This window comes from Azospirillum cavernae (genome assembly GCF_003590795.1).
GTDB classification, from domain to species: domain Bacteria; phylum Pseudomonadota; class Alphaproteobacteria; order Azospirillales; family Azospirillaceae; genus Azospirillum; species Azospirillum cavernae.
In genome coordinates this window covers 2,108,827-2,126,508 of record NZ_QYUL01000001.1, presented here as the reverse complement: position 1 = coordinate 2,126,508, position 17,682 = coordinate 2,108,827, and the positions used below count along the sequence as shown (strand labels likewise).

The following is a 17,682-nucleotide window of genomic DNA, read 5'->3' as shown; positions in this document are numbered from 1 at the left end:
CGTTACCTTTGCGTCAATGGCAGGACGTTTACGCGGATCCCTCCGCCGAATAGCCCGACCCGAACATGAAGGCCTCGCGGTCGCGGATTTCCTCCTCCAGATGGGCGCGGACCACGGCGAACAGGTCGCGAATCGACACCATGCCAACGGCCTCGCCATCGACCGCGACGGGCAGATGGCGGTAATTGTGCCGTTCCATCAGCTCCATCGCGGCGATCGCCGGGGAGGAGGGCGGCAGGGTGTCGGGATCGGCGGTCATCACGGTGGACAGGGGCGTCGTCGCCGGATCCAGACCGGCGGCCACCACCCGCACGGTCATGTCGCGTTCGGTGACGATCCCCTTCAGGGTTCGCCCCTCCGTCACCAAAACGGCGGCGATGCGGCGTTCGGCCATCAGCAGGGCGGCTTCGCGCGCGGTCGCGGTCGGCGGCAGGCACGACAATTCCTGATTTTTGATGACGTCCGGCATCAACTTGCGGGTCGGCATGTGTCCCTCTCCCTCGGCGGTGGATTTTGTGGACAAACGATGCTCTTCAACGCGACTCATGCGTTGCGAAGCGTTGAGCTTGACAGTTTGTCGCCGTCGCAGTCAATCAATCGAATTGTTCATAGGCTATTCCATTCCGCCGAGTTCTCAGGACCGCTCGCCAAGGATTCAGATTCTTTCGGCGCGCGGGATCATTTTCCGCTCAGGGTCTTGCGCAATCCATCAAACCCGGCGGTGTAGATTCCGGCGATGACGGTTTTCGCCTCGGCATCGGGCGCGCCTTTGGCCTTGAAGCGGGACGACCAGACGATTCGGGTGGTTTTGGCGTCCACGGCGGTCAGGCGCAGGGTGGAGACGTAGTTTTCCACCGGCAACGGCCCGCTGACGATGCTGTAACGCAGCCAATGCTTGGCGGCGGAGACGGCTTGGCGGCGTTCGACGATGGAGCCGCCGCCCTTCAGGGCGATGTCACGCTCTTGCGCGCCGTCGCGCTGGCGCAGCGTGCAGCCTTCGACCGCCGGGTGCCAGGCGGCGATGCCGCAAAAATCGCCGATCTGCGCCCAAACCTGGTCGATGGGCGCGGCGATCCGCGTGGATTCCTTCACGTCCAGGGCCAAGGCCGGTTGCGCGAGCAGAGCCAGAGCGGCGGCGGCCAGATAGGTCTTCATGCGCGTGTTCTCCCCCGATGCGGTGCGCGACCGCGCGCCGTGTCGCGCGCGTCGTCGGGGGGAGTATGGGAAGGCGTTCGCCCGCCGCGCAATGAGACGATAGGCGGATGATCCGTGGGTGTGAGGGATTCCGGTGGCGGGCTTTACGCCGCCGTCACCGATTCGCTCAGCACGGCGCGCACGGCGTCGGCGTCAACGTCGCGGCGGGTGAAGGCTTGGCCGATGCCGTTGGCGAGGATGAAGGTGATGCGGCCATCCGACACCTTCTTGTCCTTGGCCATCGACCGGATCAACTCATCGACGTTCCAGGCGACGCCGGGAATGTCGGTCGGGCGCACCGGCAGCCCGACCGAGGCCAGATGGGCGCGGGCGCGCCGCGCGTCCTCAGCCGGGCACAGGCCGAGCGCAACCGACAGGTCGAAGGCCAGCGCCATGCCGATGGACACCCCTTCGCCGTGCAGCAGGGTTTGGCCGAAGCCGGTCGCCGCCTCCAGCGCGTGGCCGAAGGTGTGGCCAAGGTTGAGCAGGGCGCGGTCGCCGCTTTCCCGTTCGTCCACGCCGACGATGTCGGCCTTGGCCCGGCAACTGGTGGTGACGGCGTGGCGGCGGGCGGCGCTGTCGCCGTCCACCACGCGCTGACCGTTGCCTTCCAGCCAGGTGAAGAAATCGGGCAGGCGGATCAGGCCGTATTTGACCACCTCGGCGTAACCGGCCAGCACCTCGCGCTTGGGCAGGGTGTCGAGCGTGGCGGTGTCGGCGATGACCAGCCGGGGCTGGTGGAAGGCGCCGATCAGATTTTTGCCGTGGCGGCTGTTGATGCCGGTCTTGCCGCCGACCGAGCTGTCCACCTGCGACAGCAGGGTGGTCGGAACCTGGATGAAGTCGATGCCGCGCAGGGCCGACGCGGCGGCGAAGCCGGTGATGTCGCCGATCACCCCGCCGCCCAGCGCCAGCAGGACGGTGGAGCGTTCGATCCCGCGCCCGAGAATGTCGTCCAGCAACGTCTGGAAATGGCCGAAATCCTTCGTCTTCTCCCCAGCGGGCAGGATGATGGCGGGGGAGGGGGCGATTCCGGCCTCGATCATCGCGGCGTTCAGGCTGTCCAGATGCAGCGGCGCGACGTTGGCGTCGGTGACGACGATGGGCGCGCGGCCCTTGGTGACGGCGGCGATGCGCTCGCCCGCGTCGGACAGCACGCCGTCGCCAACCAGAATGTCATAGCTGCGGGCGCCGAGGTCGAGGCGGACGGTGTCGAGCGAAGCGGTCATGGTCTTAGGGTGTCCCGGCGGGTTTGCTGGTGGCGGGGTGGGCGGCGTGCCCGGCGCGGTGGGGCAGGGGAATGCCGAAATGCCGCTCCAGCGCCTCGATCACCAGCTCCACCGTGGTGTCGGGCGGGCGCTCGTCGCTGACGACGGTCAGGTCGGCTTCGGCGTAGGTCGGGTAACGCAGCGCCATCAGGCGGCTCAGCACATCGCGCGGGTTGCCCTGGTTGAGCAGCGGGCGGTTGGTGCGCTTGGCGGTGCGGGCGATCAGAACGTCCAACTCGGCGCGCAGCCACACCGAAACGCCGTGGCTGTGGACGGTGGCGCGGGTGTCGGCGTCCATGAAGGCGCCGCCGCCGGTCGCCAGAATGTGCGGCGGCTCTTCGGTCAGCAGGCGGGTGATGATTTTGCGCTCCACCGCGCGGAACACCGGCTCGCCGTCGCGGGCGAAGATTTCGGCGATGGTGCAGCCCGCCGCCGCTTCGATTTCGATGTCGGCGTCGCGGAAGGGCAGGTTCAGGCGCGCGGCCAATCGGCGACCGATGGCGCTTTTCCCAGCGCCCATCAACCCGACCAGCACCACCGTGCGGGGAAGACGCGGCGTCATGGCCTCCGTCAGTGTCGGAAGCGGATCGGTCATCGCCTTGCGCAGTCCCATTTTGCCTTACCCATATCACCAAACCGTGACGATCCACCGTCATACCAAGCATAACCCCCCGGGCGCCATCCCGGAACGCGGGGCGCGACGCTTGGCGCGCGCATTCTTCACGGTTCCGTCTGTTGCGCGGCGGCGCGTCCTGCGGCTACACTGCGCGCGCTGTGCGAACGGTGGCCTTCGGGCCGACGCTGGCCGGACGGGGCGCGGCCTGCTTGGCAGAACGACCGTTTCTTGTCCCAAGCCACGCGGTCGCAGGCGTGATAGCGTCGTTCGCCCTGTCGGATCCCCGCCACAACACGTCCCTTGGTGCCATGAGCCGGTTCGTCTCCGTTCTTGTCGTTTTGCTGCTGCTGATTTTCTGCGGCGGCATGATTTTCCTGGCGTCCTGGGACATGCCGGCTCCGTCGAAGGCGGTGGAGAAGGTCTTGCCGGATGTGCGGTTCCCGCGCTGAGCCGTCCCGGTCGGGCGTCGCCCGGCGGGCGCTGGCGCTTGCCCTCGCGCTGTCCGGCGTCGCGTCCGGGGCTGCGGCGCAGGTCGTCGGCCCGCCGATTCGTCTGACGCCGCCCGCGTCCCTGTCCGAGTCGAATCCCGCGCCCAGCGTCGCCGCGCCCGTTCCATCCGCGCCGGTCCTGGCCGCGCCTCCTCCCAATTCTGCCCCCAACCCGCCTTCGATGGCGGTCGTGCCGGTGGTTCCCCGTCCCGCGCCGGTGACGACTCAGGCGCTGGGGCCGCCCGATCCCGATGGCGCCGGTCTGTTGAGCGGCGCGGATGGGCTGGGCGGCGATCCCTGGCGTGGGATTTCCCAAGCCGATCTGCTGCCGCTGATCGCCGCGCTGCCGGTCAACACCCCCTCGCCAGCGGCCAAGGCCCTGCAACGCCGTCTGTTGCTGAGCGCCGGGTCGCCCGCGCTGGCCCCCGCCGGGCTTCAACCAGCGGGACCGCAGCCTGAATCTTCCCTTTCCGCGCCCGCCGCCCGCCGTTTCGGCGCCTTGCGGGTCGAGGCGCTGGCCCGGCTGGGCGATCCGCGCGCCGCGTCGGAGTTGGCCGACCGGCTGCCCGGCCTGCTGGCCGCCGACGAGGCCGCCGCCCGCGCCCTGACCGACGCCGAACTTCTGGTCGGCCCGATGGAATGCGCCAAGGCGCAGGCGCGCGGCCAGGGCTTCGACGATCTCTATTGGCGCAAGCTGGATCTCTATTGCCGGGCGCGCTTGGGCGACCGGGGCGGGGCCGATCTGGCGCTGGCGATGCTGCGCGAGCGCGCCGGGCGGGCCGATCCCTTCCTGCCGGTGGCCGAGGCGTTGGCCGGTGGGCCGCCGCCCGCGCGCGGCCTGCTCGACGCCACCCCCATCGCGTTGGCCTCGATGCGCGCCGCCCGCCTGCCGGTTCCGCCGGACGCGTTGTCGCTGACCGATCCGGCCCTGCTGGCGGCGGTCGCCACCAACCCGGCGAGCGACCCGATGACGCGGGTGTCGGCGGGGGAACGGGCGGCGGCGTCGCTGTTCCTCGATTCCCGCCAACTGCTCGACCTGTACGCCCAGGTTCCTGTGCGCGGCGACGAGCTGTCGCGGGCGAAGGAGATCGCCAGCCGCGACCGCTCCGCCCGCAGCCGCGCGTTGGTCCAACAGGCGATGGCCGGAACGATGGAGGGAACGCGCAGGGTTGGGCTGGCGGCGCTGGCCGTCGATCTGGTCGATCCGCTGTGGCGCGCCGGGCCGGTCGGCGGGGCGGCGGCGAGCCTGCTCGACACCGTGTTGCCGACCGCCGACGCGGCGGGCTTGGCCCCGGCGGCGGTGCGGCTCTATTGCGCGGCTGGACGGTTGGACGCGGCCAAGCGCTGGCTGGATTTGGCGCTGCGCGGGCGGACGGCGGATGTGGCGTGGCTGTGGCCCTTGGCGGCGGTTTCCGGGATTCTGCCGCGCGGGGCTGAATCGGCGGGGGTGGCGGCGTGGCTGGACGAGGCGTTGCGCGGGGCGGACGCCGCCGCGCGGACGCGGCTGGTCGGTCAACTGGTGCTGCTCCAGGCCGTTGGCGTGGCGGTTCCCGATTCGGCGTGGCTGGCGGCGACCGACGGGGCCGGGCCGCCGGGCGGGGTGGCGGGCGGCGCCGATCCGGCGCTGTGGCAACGGCTGGGCGACGCGGCGACCGGCGGACGGATCGGCGAAACGGTGGCGGTGGGGCTGCTGCTGTTGGGCGAGGCCGGTCCCGCCGGGGCGTCGCCCCTGCTGGTGGCGCGGGTCGCCGCCAATCTGCGGGCGGTGGGGCTGGAGCCGGACGCCCGCGCCCTGGCCCGCGAAGCCATGGCGGCCTTGGCCACCCCGACAGGATCATGAGATGACGCAGCCCAAACGTCGCGGACGCCCGTGCAAACCCCGTCCGCTGGCGGCTTCCCCCCACATTGACGCCTTTCTCGACATGCTGACCGCCGAACGCGGCGCGGCGGCCAACACCCGGATGGCTTACGAACGTGATCTGGCCGATCTGGGTCGCTGGCTGGCCCAGATCGGCACGCCGTTGGACCGGGCGGGCACCGAGGATTTGCGCGGCTATCTGGCTTTTCAGACCCGCGACGACGCGCCCGAACCGCCCGCCCCCCGCACCATCGCCCGGCGTTTGTCGGCGATGCGGCAGTTTTACCGCTTTCTGGTGTCGGAAGGGCTGCGGGCCGACGATCCGGCCTCCGCCCTCGACAGCCCCAAACAGGGGCGTTCGCTGCCCAAGATCCTGACCGAGGCCGAGGTCAACGCCATGATCGCCACCGCCGAAGCACGCGGCGGGCCGGAGGGGCTGCGGTTGGTGGCGCTGCTGGAGGTGCTCTACGCCACCGGGCTGCGCGTGTCGGAGCTGGTCGGCCTGCCGATGACGGCGATTCTGCGCGACGGGCGCGGGTTGGTCGTGCGCGGCAAGGGCGGCAAGGAGCGCATGGTGCCGCTGTCCGATCCGGCGGTGGCGGCGCTGGCCGATTACCTCCCTCTGCGCGGCCATTTCGTCGTGCCGGGGCGCGAGGCGGCGCAAACCCCCTTCCTGTTCCCGTCGCGCAGCTCCACCGACGGCCATCTGACCCGGCAGCGCTTCGCCCAACTGCTGAAGGAACTGGCGGTCGAATCGAACATCGACCCGGAAAAGGTCAGCCCGCACGTCCTGCGCCACGCCTTCGCCACCCATCTGCTGGACCATGGCGCCGATCTGCGGTCGGTGCAGAAGATGCTGGGCCACGCGGACATCGCGACGACGCAGATTTACACGCATGTCGTGACGGAACGGTTGCGGGCGGTGATGCGGGAGCATCATCCGCTGGCCCGGCGGAAAATGGTGGAGCCGTCGGAGTGAGGGTTTTTTTGACACCGATGAACACAGATAAACACAGATGAATTTTGGGGATGAACCTAATTTATTGGCAAAATCTCAAATTGATTGAAGTGAGCCCGCCTATAAAGATCCAGATTATGTTTATGCAAGCGTTAATCTAAGTTTTTCAACGCGCTGTTTCTGTCGAGCAGGTTTGCGCTCGATCTTATTTTATTCATCTGTGTCCATCTGTGTTCATCGGTGTCAAAAAAACATCCCCTACCCAGAACCGCATCCATCCGGCCCTCAACCACCCCGCCGCACTGCGACGTTAGGCCGTCCCCAACCTGGGCGCGCGTCGTGGTATAGGAGGTGTTCAACCGTCGCAGAGCGGTCCGTCGCGATAAGGAATGGGGAGCAGCGTCATGGCCAGCATCATCTCGGGTCTTGAAATCCGTGGTCCGATGGAACCCGGATACGAGACGGTTTTGACGCCCGAGGCGTTGGCTTTCCTGGCGGAGCTGGAGGGGCGGTTCGGGCCGGAACGGCTGCGGCTGCTCGACATCCGGGTCAAGCGTCAGGCGCTGCTCGACCAGGGGCAGAAACCGGATTTTCTGCCGGAAACCCGCGCGATTCGCGAGGCGGATTGGACCATCGCGCCGCTGCCCGCCGATCTGCTCGACCGCCGGGTGGAGATCACCGGGCCGGTGGACCGCAAGATGGTCATCAACGCGCTGAACTCCGGCGCGAAGCTGTTCATGGCCGATTTCGAGGACTCGAACTGTCCGACTTGGGCCAACCAGATCGAGGGGCAGATCAACGTCCGCGACGCCGTGCGGCGGGTGATTTCCTACGACGATCCCGCCACGGGCAAGAAATACCGCCTGACCGACCGCCCCGCCGTGCTGAAGATCCGCCCGCGTGGCTGGCACCTGGACGAGCGCCATGTGTGGATGGACGGCGAGCCGATCTCCGCCGCGCTGTTCGACTTTGGCCTGTTCGTCTTCCACAACGCCAAGGAACTGCTGGCGCGCGGCAGCGGCCCGTATCTCTACCTGCCCAAGCTGGAAAGCCATTTCGAGGCGCGGCTGTGGCGCGAGGTCTTCACGGTGGCGGAGGAGTTCCTCGGCCTCGCCCACGGGACCATCAAGGCCACGGTGCTGATCGAAACCATCCTCGCCGCCTTCGAGATGGACGAGATCCTTTATGAGCTGCGCGACCATTCCGCCGGGCTGAATTGCGGGCGTTGGGATTACATCTTCAGCTTCATCAAGAAGTTCCGCAACGACCCCGCCGCCGTCCTGCCCGACCGGGCGGAGGTGACGATGGCGACGCATTTCCTGTCCTCCTACAGCCAATTGGCGGTCAAGACCTGCCACCGCCGCAACGCGCCCGCGATTGGCGGCATGGCCGCCTTCATCCCGGTGAAGGACGACCCCGCCGCCAACGAAACCGCCTTCTCCCGCGTCCGCGCCGACAAGGAGCGCGAGGCGTCGAACGGCCATGACGGAACCTGGGTGGCGCATCCGGGTCTGGTGCCGGTGGCGATGGCGGTCTTCGACGCCTACATGCCGACTCCCAACCAGATCGCCCGCAAACGCGCGGATCTCACCGTCGCCGCCGCCGATCTGCTGACCGTGCCGCAAGGGGCGAAGACCGAAGCGGGCCTGCGCAACAACGTCGCCGTCGGTATCGGCTACATCGAGGCGTGGTTGCGCGGCTCGGGCTGCGTGCCGCTGTTCAACCTGATGGAAGACGCGGCGACCGCCGAAATCAGCCGAAGCCAGGTTTGGCAATGGATCCATCACGGCGCGGCGCTGGACGATGGCCGGGCCGTCACGGTGGAGCTGGTGGATTTGGTGATCGCCGAGGAACTGGCGGCCTGGAAGACGCGCGTCGGCGCCGCCACCTTCGACGCCGGGCAATACGCCGCCGCCGCCACGCTGTTCCGCGATCTGGTCGCCCGCCCGGATTTCGTCGAGTTCCTGACCTTGCCCGCCTATGACCGGCTGATGGCGGCGGAGGCGTAACGTCGGGGGGCGGTCCTTTCAGACCACAAACCCGAATCGCAGCCCCAACGGCCAGCGGATTGTCCGCGTTCCATCGCCCCACAGCGGGGCGATGTCGGCGGCGAAGGCGTCCAGCGGGGCAGCGCCCAACGCTTTGGTGGCTTCCTTCACCCCGCTCCAGGTGGTCATGTAGTCCAGCAGGCGGGGCAGCGGCCAATCGGCTTGCATCGCCATCGGCGGGACCGGCTGTTCGGCGAAGGGAAAGGGCAGGTCGCGGTAGGCTCGGATCACCTTCCAACGGTCGGCGGGCCAATAGGGGGCCAGCGTCCCGTTGTGGAAACGCTCAATCACCGGATCGAGAATGGGATCGACCAGCATCAGCCCATAGCTGACCAGGGCCACGGCGGCGCCGGGTTTGGCGACCCGCCGGACCTCGGCGTAAAAACGCTCCAGATCGAACCAGTGGGCGGCCTGCGCGGCGACGATGAGGTCGCAGGATCCGTCAGCCAGCCCGCTCTTTTCGGCGGGCGCGACGGCGTAGCGCAGGTTGGGCCGGGGGGCGGCGTTGGCGATTTGATCGGCGCTGGCGTCGGTGGCGACAACCCGCGCGAATCGGTCGGCCAGCGCGGTGGAGAGCTGTCCGTTGCCGCAGCCGACGTCCCAGGCCAGCCCGCGCGCGGGCGCGGCGGCGGCCAGAAAGTCCGGCAACGCGGCGGGGTAGGTTGGGCGGAAGGCCCGGTAATCGACCGCGTGGGCCGAGAAATGATCCTGGAATCCCATGGGCGTTCACGATAAAGGAAGGGCGGTCGTCGCGGAACCCTCTTCGGCGCCCGCGTCGTTATGCGGTGGCTTGCGCGCTCGTGGCGTGCTAACCAAGCCCGCGCCTTGCGAAACCGCGCCGTGCGAAACCCTGGCCCCGCCAAAACACAGTGTCCGGCATGCAGACCTTTCTGGAATTTGAAAAGCCGATCGCCGAGCTTGAAGGCAAGATCGAGGAATTGCGGCATCTGACCAACGCCGGCGACATCAACATCGCCGACGAAGTCGCCAAGCTGCAAACCAAGGTTGACAAGCTCCTGCGGCAGACCTACGCCAAGCTCACGCCCGGACAAAAGGTTCAGGTGGCCCGCCACCCCAACCGTCCGCATTGCCTGGATTACGTCCAGGGGCTGATCGAGGATTTCACGCCGCTGGCGGGCGACCGCTTTTTCGCCGAAGACCGCGCGGTCATCGGCGGGCTGGGGCGTTTCCGGGGCCGGTCGGTCGTCGTCATCGGCCAGGAAAAGGGCCACGACACCGAGTCGCGGGTCCGCCACAATTTCGGCATGGCCAAGCCCGAAGGCTACCGCAAGGCCCAGCGCCTGATGGATCTGGCCGACCGCTTCAAGCTGCCGGTCCTCTCGCTGGTGGACACGGCGGGCGCCTTCCCCGGCGTCCAGGCGGAAGAGCGCGGGCAGGCCGAGGCCATCGCGTCGAGCATCGCCCGCTGCCTGCGGCTGAACGTGCCAATGGTCGCCTCGGTGATTGGCGAGGGCGGTTCGGGCGGGGCCATCGCCATCGCCGCCGCCGACCGCGTGCTGATGCTGGAACACGCCATCTATTCGGTGATTACGCCGGAAGGCTGCGCGTCGATCCTGTGGCGCAGCCCCGACATGGCGGGGGAGGCGGCGATCGCGCTGCGTCTCATCAGCCATGACCTGAAGGAATTGGGCGTCATCGACCGCATCATCCAGGAACCCATCGGCGGCGCGCAACGCGACCCCGCCGGGACGGTCAAGGCGCTGGGCGACGCCATCGAGCAGTCCCTGCGCGAGATGGACGGGCTGGATTCGGCGACGCTGCGGGCCAAGCGCCGCGAAAAATTCCTGGAGATGGGCCAAAAGGGCCTGGGCTGAGCGAGAGGGGCTGACCGAGAGGGTTCCCATCATGGCCGACCGTTCCACGATCTTGTTGAAACGGGCGGCCATGGTGAATGGCGGGTCGGCGGCGCTGACCTTCGCCGTCCTTGTCGTTCTGGCCGGGCGGGTTCCGCCGCCGGACAGCGCCACGTCCGCCGACCGTTTCGTCCTGTGGGCCGGTTTGGCCCTGTGGCCGAGTCTGATTCTGTTCGGCATGGTCGGCGCGGTCATCCTGGCGCGCGGCCTGTGCCGGGCCTTCAACCCGCTGACCGACGCCGAATCGCCCTTCCAGCGCGTCAGCCAGCGCGTGTTGAGCAACAGCGTCGAGCAAACCTTGATTTTCCTGCCCGCTTTGGCCGCGCTGGTCGCGCTGTCGCCGTCCGCCGATTTGGGCGCGGCGCGGGCGGTCGGCCTGTTCGCGCTGGGCCGCCTGCTGTTCTGGGGCGGCTATTTGGTTCACCCCTTCTGGCGCGCGCCCGGCATGGCGATGACGCTGTCCACCACCCTGACCGTGCTGGGCTGGGCCGTGTTCCACGCCCTGGGGTGACGGGGCGGGCTGGACGTCGCCTGTTGGTCGGGCGATAGTCTCCCTTACGAAAACATGGTTTTGGCGAAGGGGGGAGCCGCATGCTCGACCGGACGGACTGGCTGAGCGTGTTTCCGGCGCTGAGCGGGCTGGAACCCGACGGGCGGGCGCTGTTGGCGGCGTCGGGTCAACGGATGGCGGTGCCGCGCGGCACCGTGCTGTTTCGCGCGGGGGACCGCTGCCACACCTTTCTGATGGTGTTGGACGGCTCGGTTCGGGTGCAGATGACCTCGGAAACCGGGCGGGAGATCGTGCTGTACCGGGTGGCGCGCGGCGAAACCTGCATCGTCACCACCGCTTGCCTGCTGAGCCAGACCGATTACAGCGCCGAGGCGGTGGCCGAAAGCGATCTGGACGGGGTGGCGCTGGCCGCCGGGCCGTTTCACGATCTGGTCGCGCGGTCGGCGGTGTTCCGCAATTTCGTCTTCGCGTCCTTCGGGACGCGGCTGACCGGCATGATGATGCTGGTGGAGGAGGTCGCCTTTGGCCGCATCGATTTGCGGCTCGCCCGCTTCCTGCTGGATCACCGCGACGCCGACGGCGGCCTGACGACCACCCATCAGGTCTTGGCGGTGGAGCTTGGCACCGCGCGCGAGGTGGTCAGCCGCCAATTGAAGGAGTTCGAGCGGCGCGGGCTGGTCGCCTTGGCGCGCGGGCGGATCGAGTTGCGGGACGCCGCCGCGCTGGCCGGTTTGGCCGATCAGGGGGCGATGGGCCTATCCGGCTGAAAAGAAACCGGCGGTCAGAACATCGCCGGAACCGTCGGGGCTGAGCAGCGCTTGGGCAGGGTCGCTCGCCATCACCCACCCGGTCAGACCGCTGGTCGTCACATCGCCTGTTGTCCAGTCGGTCAACGAAATCGGCAATCCCTGGCACAGGGCGCACAGGCAAGCAGTCGAATGACCGCTGCTGTCCGCGTCGTTCAAAAGATCGGGCGACAACGCGGATGGCGAAGCAGCGTCCCATTCGGTTGCCAAAGCGTCCTGGAACGGCAGGAGCGTGTCGGCTGCGGGCGTTTCCATGGTCGAGGCGCTGTTGGCGCCACCACCGGGAAGGCCGAGCGCGCCATTGCTGGCTGTGCGGGGCGCGGTCAGGCGCCCTTCGGTCCAGCCATAATTTATGTAATGGGCGACGGCCTGCGCGGCGTTGCCGCCAGTCGCCCGGGCGACGTCGGGATTCGCCGCCAGATAGGCCGCCGAGTCGAAGGTGAGGGAACGGTTTTCCGCCCACCCCGATTGCACGTAATGCACGGTGGCCGCCGTCGTGTCGGCGTGAAACGCCGCCAGAAGGTCGCGGTTCGCCGCCAGATAGCTGGCCGCGTCGAAGGCGGCGACGCTGCGGCCCTCCATCCGTCCGAGTTGGGTGTAGTGGTTTTCGGCGGCGCTGAGGTCCGCGCCGAAGGCGGCGATCAGATCGGGATTGCTGGCCAGATAGCGTAAAGGGTCGAAGGCTGCGGCGCTCCACGACGACAGGGCGACGGAGGAACCGTCGGCGAATTGCAGGGTCTCGATTCCGATCAGCAAATCCGATCCGTCCGGCCCGGCCAAGACGCTTCCTTGGGCGGTTGACAACAGGCGATAGGCCGAAGCGGCCTGCCCGAACACCGCCCGGTCGGTTCCGCCGCCGCCGTCGAGCGTGTCGTCGCCAGCGTCCCCGGTCAGCGTGTCGTTGCCCGCGCCGCCGACCAATTGGTTGGCGACGGCGTTGCCGGTGATGCGGTCGTTGCCGGAACCGCCGGTCGCGTTTTCGACCACCACGCCCGGCCCAACGACGACGCTGTCGTAAAAGGTGGGGTTGACGATGGTGGAGGATTTCGCGCCATCGCGCAGGTCGATGTTGACCCCGACCGACAGGGATTGCGCGTCAATTCGATCAACGCCACCAACGTCCCAGATGGTGTCCTGCGGCGAAGCGGAGGAAAAGGCGATCGAATAGACGTTGTTTCCGGCGGCGGCTGTCGGGTTGGCCCCGTAGATCGATTGCAGGGCGGCAATGTCGTAATAAGATGGGGTGTCGGCATGGCCCCAACTTTTGGACGTGGAGACGCTGTTGTAGCTCATCACCGTGTAACGGGAGTTGTCGTAGGCGGAAACGCCCAGCGCGTTGTAGGTCGGGCGTCCATTGGCGCCGTCATCGTGCGGATGCTTCAATCCCAGAGCGTGGCCAATCTCGTGCAGCAAAATTTCGTACCCAGATCCCCCTTCACGCGCGTTGACGGTCGAGAAGACGCTGGAATACGGATTCAGCCAGACGTCGCCCTCCACCGTCGGGTATTCGGCGCGGTTGGAGGTGGATTCGGCCAGCATGCGGTCCATCGCAGCCGGATCGGGGAACATACCCAGCGCGGCGATGTTGCTGTAGCGCGCGCCGGATCCCATCATGCCGAAGGACATGTCGGAGCTGTTGTTGTACGCGCTTCCGCCGGGCGCGACCTCCTGAAAGCGGAGGTTGACCGACTCGGAAATGGTCGACAGGGCCGAACGGACCGCGTTCTTGCCAAAGGTGGTCCAGACAACGCCGTTCGTGTTCCAAAAGGAATAGGTCAGCGTGTTGCCGCTCCAGCGTCCGCCCTGGATGATTCCATCGATCTGAGGCGAGGGATTTCGGGCGACCGCGTTGCCCTGTGGGGTTGCCATGATCGGTCTTGTTCCAGTCGTTTCGCTCGGCAGACGATAGATGGGCAACCTGGGGTAAACAAGTCTGGATCGTTGGGCCAGCCCCGCCTGTGACTCCGTCACAGACGGCGGATAAGGATCGGCGTAGTTCAGGGGGCGACGCCGCGATTTTTTTCACCAGAGAGGTGCCATCATGTTTTGCCGGAATATCGGCCCGGTTGACCGGGCGTTGCGCGCCATCGTTGGACTTGTGCTGATTTCGCTGACCGTCGTCGGTCCGCAAACCCTGTGGGGGCTGGTCGGCATCGTGCCGTTGCTGACGGCCTTTCTGGGATTCTGCCCCGCCTACACGATCTTGGGCGTGAAGACCTGCCGCGTCGAAGACCGCGCGGCCTGACCGTTTCGCGTGCGGACACGCAAACAGGCCCGCCCGGTCATCGGGCGGGCCTGTCGCGTTTCCGACCCCGCTCAGCCGCGCGGGGCGTGTTTGTTCAGGATGCGCTGGAGGGTGCGGCGGTGCATCTTCAGGCGGCGGGCCGTTTCCGACACGTTGCGCTCGCACTGCTCGAACACCCGTTGGATGTGCTCCCACCGCACGCGGTCGGCCGACATCGGGTTGTCGGGCGGCTGGGGCAGGGTGCGGCCATCGGCCAGCAGCGCCGATTCCACCGCGTCGGCGTCGGCGGGCTTGGGCAGGTAATCGACCGCCCCGGCCTTCACCGCCGCCACCGCCGTGGCGATGTTGCCATAGCCGGTCAGCATGACGATGCGGGCGTCGGGCCGGGCGTCGCGCAGGGCGGCGACCACGTCCAACCCGCTGCCGTCGCCCAACCGCAGATCGACCACGGCGAAGGCGGGGGCGGATTCCTGCGCCACCTCGATCCCCAACTGCACGCTGTCCACGGCCACCACGTTGAAGCCGCGCTTTTCCATGGCGCGCGCCAGTCGCAAGCGAAACGGCGCGTCGTCGTCAACGATCAAAAGGCTGCGGGTCACGTCGCCGGTGAAGGTGAGTTTGACGGTTTCCCCCGACAGCAGGTCGTCGGTTGTCTTGGCGTTGTCCACCGCTAGTCCTCTTTCTTGATGTTGGTTTTTTTCCATCTTACGGAAATTCGGGCGCCGCCGCCCTTGTTGTTTTCGTAACGCACCGTCGCGCCGGTTTTTTCCAGCAGCGTTTGGGCGATGAAGATGCCCAACCCCATGTGGCTGGACTGCCCCGACCGTTCGCCGCGCACCGACAGATACGGCTCGCCGATCCGGCCCAGCAGATGGGCGGGAAAGCCGGGGCCGTCGTCCATCACGGTGACGGTGACGGTCTTGCCGTCCCAGGCGGCGGCCACCGTCACTTGACGGCGGGCGAATTGGTGGGCGTTCTGAATGAAGTTGCCGATGCCGTGGATGATCTCCGGGCTGCGGCGCAACACCGGCTCCTCGGCCTCGCCCACCGGGTGGGGTTCGACCGTGAAGGCGACATGGCCCAGCCGGTGCGGCGCGGCGGCGGCCTCGATCAGCGTGGTCAGCGGCAGCCGCTCGAACGGGTCGCCGCCGTCGGCCTCGGGCTTGCGGGCCAGATCGGCGAGGATTTCGCGGCAGCGCATCACCTGGCTTTGCAGCAGGTCGATGTCCTCGCCATAGGGGCCGTCAGGCGGCAGATCGCGCGCCAGCTCCTTCGCCACCACGGCGATGGTGCCGAGCGGCGAACCCAACTCATGCGCGGCGGCGGCGGCCAGCGCGCCCAGCGACGACAGCCGCTGTTCGCGCGCCAGCGCCACTTGCGAGGCGGCCAGCGCGTCGGCGAAGCGCCGCGCCTCGGCGGCGACGCGGAAGACGTAACCGGCGATGAAGACGGCGGACACCGACAGCGACAGCCACACGCCAAAGGCGTAGAGCGGGGCCATCGAACGGATCGGCTCCTCCCACGGCAGCGGGAAATGCCACAGCGCCAGCGCGGTCAGGCAATTCAGGTTCAGCCCGGTCAACAGCACCGTGCTGTAGCGCGACAGGATCGCCGCGCCGACCGTCATCGGGGCCAGCAGCAGGATGCAGAACGGGTTGCTGAGGCCGCCGGTCAGATAAAGCAGCAGCGACAGTTGCAGCATGTCGTAGCTGAGATAGAGCGCCGCGTCGCGGTCGGCCAGCCGCAGCCGCCCGCCGCGCTGGGCCATCGCGACCAGATTCAACAGAACCGACGCGCTGATGGTCGCCAGCACCGGACCCAGCGGCAGCGGGAAGGTCAGCACGCCATGGACAAAGCCCACGGCGGCGAACTGCCCGAGGATCGCGACCCAGCGGATCAGGATCAGCGTGCGCAGGGTGATGCGCCCGTCCGGGTGGGACCAGTGCGGCGCCGCCGACAGCGGGACCGGCAAGGTGGAGGCGAGTGTCGTCACAGGGGCGTTTCCTCAATCGACCGCGTGAGTCGCGGTTTCGGCATTGTTCGGTTGCGCGCGCGGCTCTGGCGGTTTTTCCGCGCGCGCCCATATTCTGTCGCCATGACCCATCGCCCCCCCATCGCCCAGCCGGTTCCGCCGACCGATCCGCACAGCGACGCCATCCGCGTTGACGCGCTGACCAAACGCTTTCCCACGCCCGGCGGCGGCGCGGTGACGGCGGTGGACGCCGTGTCCTTCCGCGTGGCGCGCGGCGGCGTGACCGGGCTGTTGGGCGGCAACGGGGCGGGGAAAACGACGACCATCTCCATGCTGTTGGGGGTGCTGCTGCCGACGTCGGGCCGGGTGGAGATTCTCGGCGTCGACATGGCGCGCCATCGGCATGCCGTGCTTGCGCGCATGAACTTCTCCTCTCCCTACGTCGAATTGCCCCATCGCTTGACGGTGCAAGAGAACCTTACCGTCTATGGCCACCTCTATGGTTTGACCTGCGTCAAAAAGCGCGTCCAAGAGCTGGCCGAGCAGCTTGACCTGGCTCGGTTTCTCAATCGTCCGTCGGGCGGGCTGTCCGCTGGGCAGAAGACGCGGGTGGCCCTGGCCAAGGCGTTGCTGAACGAGCCGGAGGTCTTGTTGCTCGACGAACCCACCGCCTCGCTGGATCCCGACACGGCGGATTGGATTCGCCGCTATCTGGAGGAGTACCGCGCCCGCACCGGCGCGACCATCCTGCTGGCCTCGCACAACATGCTGGAGGTCGAACGGCTGTGCGACGACGTGCTGGTGATGCGCCAGGGCCGCATCGTCGATCACGGCGCGCCGTTGGACTTGCTGGCCCGCTATGGCCGCGCGACGCTGGAGGAGGTCTTCCTCGACATCGCCCGCGCGCGGGTGGACGGCGGCGGGGCGGACAAGAATGAAATGGCGCAGGGGGAGACGGTCGATGCGGCGGAGTGAGGTTGCGGTCATTCCCGCCCCAGATTTTTCCTTCCGCCGGGTCGGCGCGATGGTGTTGCGCTATTGGTATTTGCTGCGCGGATCCTGGCCGCGTCTGCTGGAGCTGGCCTATTGGCCGACCATGCAGATGATCCTGTGGGGCTACATCAACCAATTCATGGCGACGTCGAGCGGGTGGGTGGCGCAAGGGGCGGGCGTGCTGGTCAGCGCGGTGCTGCTGTGGGACGTGCTGTTCCGGGGGCAGCTTGGCGTCTCGATCTCGTTTCTTGAGGAAATGTGGTCGCGCAATCTGGGACATCTGTTCGTCAGCCCGCTGCGCCCGACCGAATGGATCACGGCGCTGATGACGATGAGCCTGTTGCGCACCCTGATGGGGGTTCTGCCCGCCGTGCTGCTGGCGATTCCGTTCTTCGGCTATTCGGTGTTCGGCCTTGGCCTGCCGCTGCTCGGCTTCTTCCTCAATCTCATTGTTCTGGGTTGGGCGCTGGGGCTGGTCATCATCGCGTTGATTCTGCGCTATGGCATGGGGGCGGAAGGGTTGGCCTGGATCGTCGTCTTCATGCTGGCCCCGGTCAGCGCCGTCTATTACCCGGTCTCCGTTCTGCCTGGCTGGCTGCAACTGGTCGCGTGGTCGCTGCCCTCGACCCATGTGTTCGAGGGGATGCGCGGCGTGCTCTATGACGGGGCGATGCGCTGGGACCATCTGGCTTGGGCGGTTGGGCTGAACATTGTCTATATGGCGCTGGCGGTCGGGGTGTTCCTCTATGGCTTCCACCGGGCGCGGGTGCGCGGCGCGTTGTTGCAGACCGGCGAATAACGCGCCTGAACGCCTCGCCAGCGTGGCGCGCCCGTGCTAGGGTCCGCGCCGC

18 protein-coding genes are annotated in these 17,682 nt (G+C 67.7%); 10 read left to right on the top strand and 8 right to left on the bottom strand.

The features are described 5' to 3' along the window. Nucleotides 1-28 precede the first annotated feature (28 nt). The 4 genes from D3877_RS09755 to D3877_RS09740 form a co-directional block, all read right to left on the bottom strand. Complete coding sequence (locus tag D3877_RS09755; RefSeq protein ID WP_119830402.1) at nucleotides 29-487, bottom strand: CBS domain-containing protein; 459 nt, start codon at nucleotides 485-487, stop codon at nucleotides 29-31. 191 nt (nucleotides 488-678) lie between these two features. Next, the gene (locus D3877_RS09750) at nucleotides 679-1,155 is read right to left on the bottom strand and encodes an SRPBCC family protein (RefSeq protein ID WP_119830401.1); all 477 of its coding nucleotides are present in this window, start codon (nucleotides 1,153-1,155) and stop codon (nucleotides 679-681) included. A 143-nt stretch (nucleotides 1,156-1,298) separates the two neighbouring features. Next, a complete protein-coding gene (aroB, locus tag D3877_RS09745) occupies nucleotides 1,299-2,423 on the bottom strand; it encodes a 3-dehydroquinate synthase (protein ID WP_119830400.1) in 1,125 nt (374 codons plus the stop codon). Between the two features lie 4 nt (nucleotides 2,424-2,427). After that, on the bottom strand, nucleotides 2,428-3,075 hold the full coding sequence (locus D3877_RS09740) for a shikimate kinase (protein WP_420796887.1): 648 nt from the start codon (nucleotides 3,073-3,075) through the stop codon (nucleotides 2,428-2,430). A 122-nt stretch (nucleotides 3,076-3,197) separates the two neighbouring features. On the opposite strand from D3877_RS09740, the gene D3877_RS30530 reads away from it, so the two are divergent. From D3877_RS30530 to aceB, 4 genes are all read left to right on the top strand, one after another. After that, complete coding sequence (locus D3877_RS30530; RefSeq protein ID WP_238474807.1) at nucleotides 3,198-3,527, top strand: hypothetical protein; 330 nt, start codon at nucleotides 3,198-3,200, stop codon at nucleotides 3,525-3,527. Beyond that, nucleotides 3,508-5,406 (top strand): hypothetical protein, encoded by a 1,899-nt coding sequence (locus D3877_RS09730; protein WP_119830398.1) that lies wholly within the window; start codon nucleotides 3,508-3,510, stop codon nucleotides 5,404-5,406. Before D3877_RS30530 ends, D3877_RS09730 begins: the two co-directional genes overlap by 20 nt. Nucleotide 5,407: 1 nt before the next feature. Next, on the top strand, nucleotides 5,408-6,403 hold the full coding sequence (gene xerD / locus D3877_RS09725; protein ID WP_119830397.1) for a site-specific tyrosine recombinase XerD: 996 nt from the start codon (nucleotides 5,408-5,410) through the stop codon (nucleotides 6,401-6,403). A gap of 383 nt (nucleotides 6,404-6,786) precedes the next feature. Beyond that, a complete protein-coding gene (gene aceB / locus D3877_RS09720) occupies nucleotides 6,787-8,391 on the top strand; it encodes a malate synthase A (protein WP_119830904.1) in 1,605 nt (534 codons plus the stop codon). A gap of 18 nt (nucleotides 8,392-8,409) precedes the next feature. On the opposite strand, the gene D3877_RS09715 is transcribed toward aceB, so the two are convergent. Beyond that, nucleotides 8,410-9,150, bottom strand: a complete 741-nt coding sequence (locus D3877_RS09715; protein WP_119830396.1) for a class I SAM-dependent methyltransferase — start codon at nucleotides 9,148-9,150, stop codon at nucleotides 8,410-8,412. A gap of 158 nt (nucleotides 9,151-9,308) precedes the next feature. On the opposite strand from D3877_RS09715, the gene D3877_RS09710 reads away from it, so the two are divergent. The 3 genes from D3877_RS09710 to D3877_RS09700 all read left to right on the top strand — a co-directional run bounded on the left by D3877_RS09710 (nucleotide 9,309) and on the right by D3877_RS09700 (nucleotide 11,582). Then, nucleotides 9,309-10,265 carry an acetyl-CoA carboxylase carboxyltransferase subunit alpha gene (locus D3877_RS09710; protein ID WP_119830395.1) on the top strand — a complete coding sequence of 319 codons (957 nt, stop codon included), beginning with the start codon at nucleotides 9,309-9,311 and terminating at the stop codon, nucleotides 10,263-10,265. Nucleotides 10,266-10,296: 31 nt separating this feature from the next. Beyond that, nucleotides 10,297-10,815 carry an MAPEG family protein gene (locus D3877_RS09705; RefSeq protein ID WP_119830394.1) on the top strand — a complete coding sequence of 173 codons (519 nt, stop codon included), beginning with the start codon at nucleotides 10,297-10,299 and terminating at the stop codon, nucleotides 10,813-10,815. An 80-nt stretch (nucleotides 10,816-10,895) separates the two neighbouring features. Beyond that, complete coding sequence (locus D3877_RS09700) at nucleotides 10,896-11,582, top strand: Crp/Fnr family transcriptional regulator (RefSeq protein ID WP_119830393.1); 687 nt, start codon at nucleotides 10,896-10,898, stop codon at nucleotides 11,580-11,582. On the opposite strand, the gene D3877_RS30820 is transcribed toward D3877_RS09700, so the two are convergent. Beyond that, the gene (locus D3877_RS30820) at nucleotides 11,571-13,490 is read right to left on the bottom strand and encodes a matrixin family metalloprotease (protein WP_119830392.1); all 1,920 of its coding nucleotides are present in this window, start codon (nucleotides 13,488-13,490) and stop codon (nucleotides 11,571-11,573) included. The genes D3877_RS09700 and D3877_RS30820 overlap by 12 nt on opposite strands. 172 nt (nucleotides 13,491-13,662) lie before the next feature. Between D3877_RS30820 and D3877_RS09690 the strand changes: the two genes are divergently transcribed. Beyond that, complete coding sequence (locus D3877_RS09690; protein WP_119830391.1) at nucleotides 13,663-13,866, top strand: YgaP family membrane protein; 204 nt, start codon at nucleotides 13,663-13,665, stop codon at nucleotides 13,864-13,866. Between the two features lie 71 nt (nucleotides 13,867-13,937). On the opposite strand, the gene D3877_RS09685 is transcribed toward D3877_RS09690, so the two are convergent. Together D3877_RS09685 and D3877_RS09680 are read right to left on the bottom strand one after the other, a co-directional pair. Beyond that, nucleotides 13,938-14,534 (bottom strand): ActR/PrrA/RegA family redox response regulator transcription factor, encoded by a 597-nt coding sequence (locus D3877_RS09685; RefSeq protein WP_476561130.1) that lies wholly within the window; start codon nucleotides 14,532-14,534, stop codon nucleotides 13,938-13,940. A 2-nt stretch (nucleotides 14,535-14,536) separates the two neighbouring features. After that, a complete protein-coding gene (locus D3877_RS09680) occupies nucleotides 14,537-15,859 on the bottom strand; it encodes an ActS/PrrB/RegB family redox-sensitive histidine kinase (protein WP_119830390.1) in 1,323 nt (440 codons plus the stop codon). A 102-nt stretch (nucleotides 15,860-15,961) separates the two neighbouring features. Here D3877_RS09680 and D3877_RS09675 point away from each other — a divergent pair, with 102 nt between their 5' ends. Continuing rightward, complete coding sequence (locus tag D3877_RS09675) at nucleotides 15,962-16,813, top strand: ABC transporter ATP-binding protein (protein WP_119830902.1); 852 nt, start codon at nucleotides 15,962-15,964, stop codon at nucleotides 16,811-16,813. Then, entirely contained in the window at nucleotides 16,800-17,630 is an 831-nt protein-coding gene (locus D3877_RS09670; RefSeq protein WP_119830389.1) for an ABC transporter permease, read from the top strand. The genes D3877_RS09675 and D3877_RS09670 overlap by 14 nt, the downstream gene beginning before the upstream one ends. The last annotated feature ends 52 nt before the right edge of the window (nucleotides 17,631-17,682 follow it).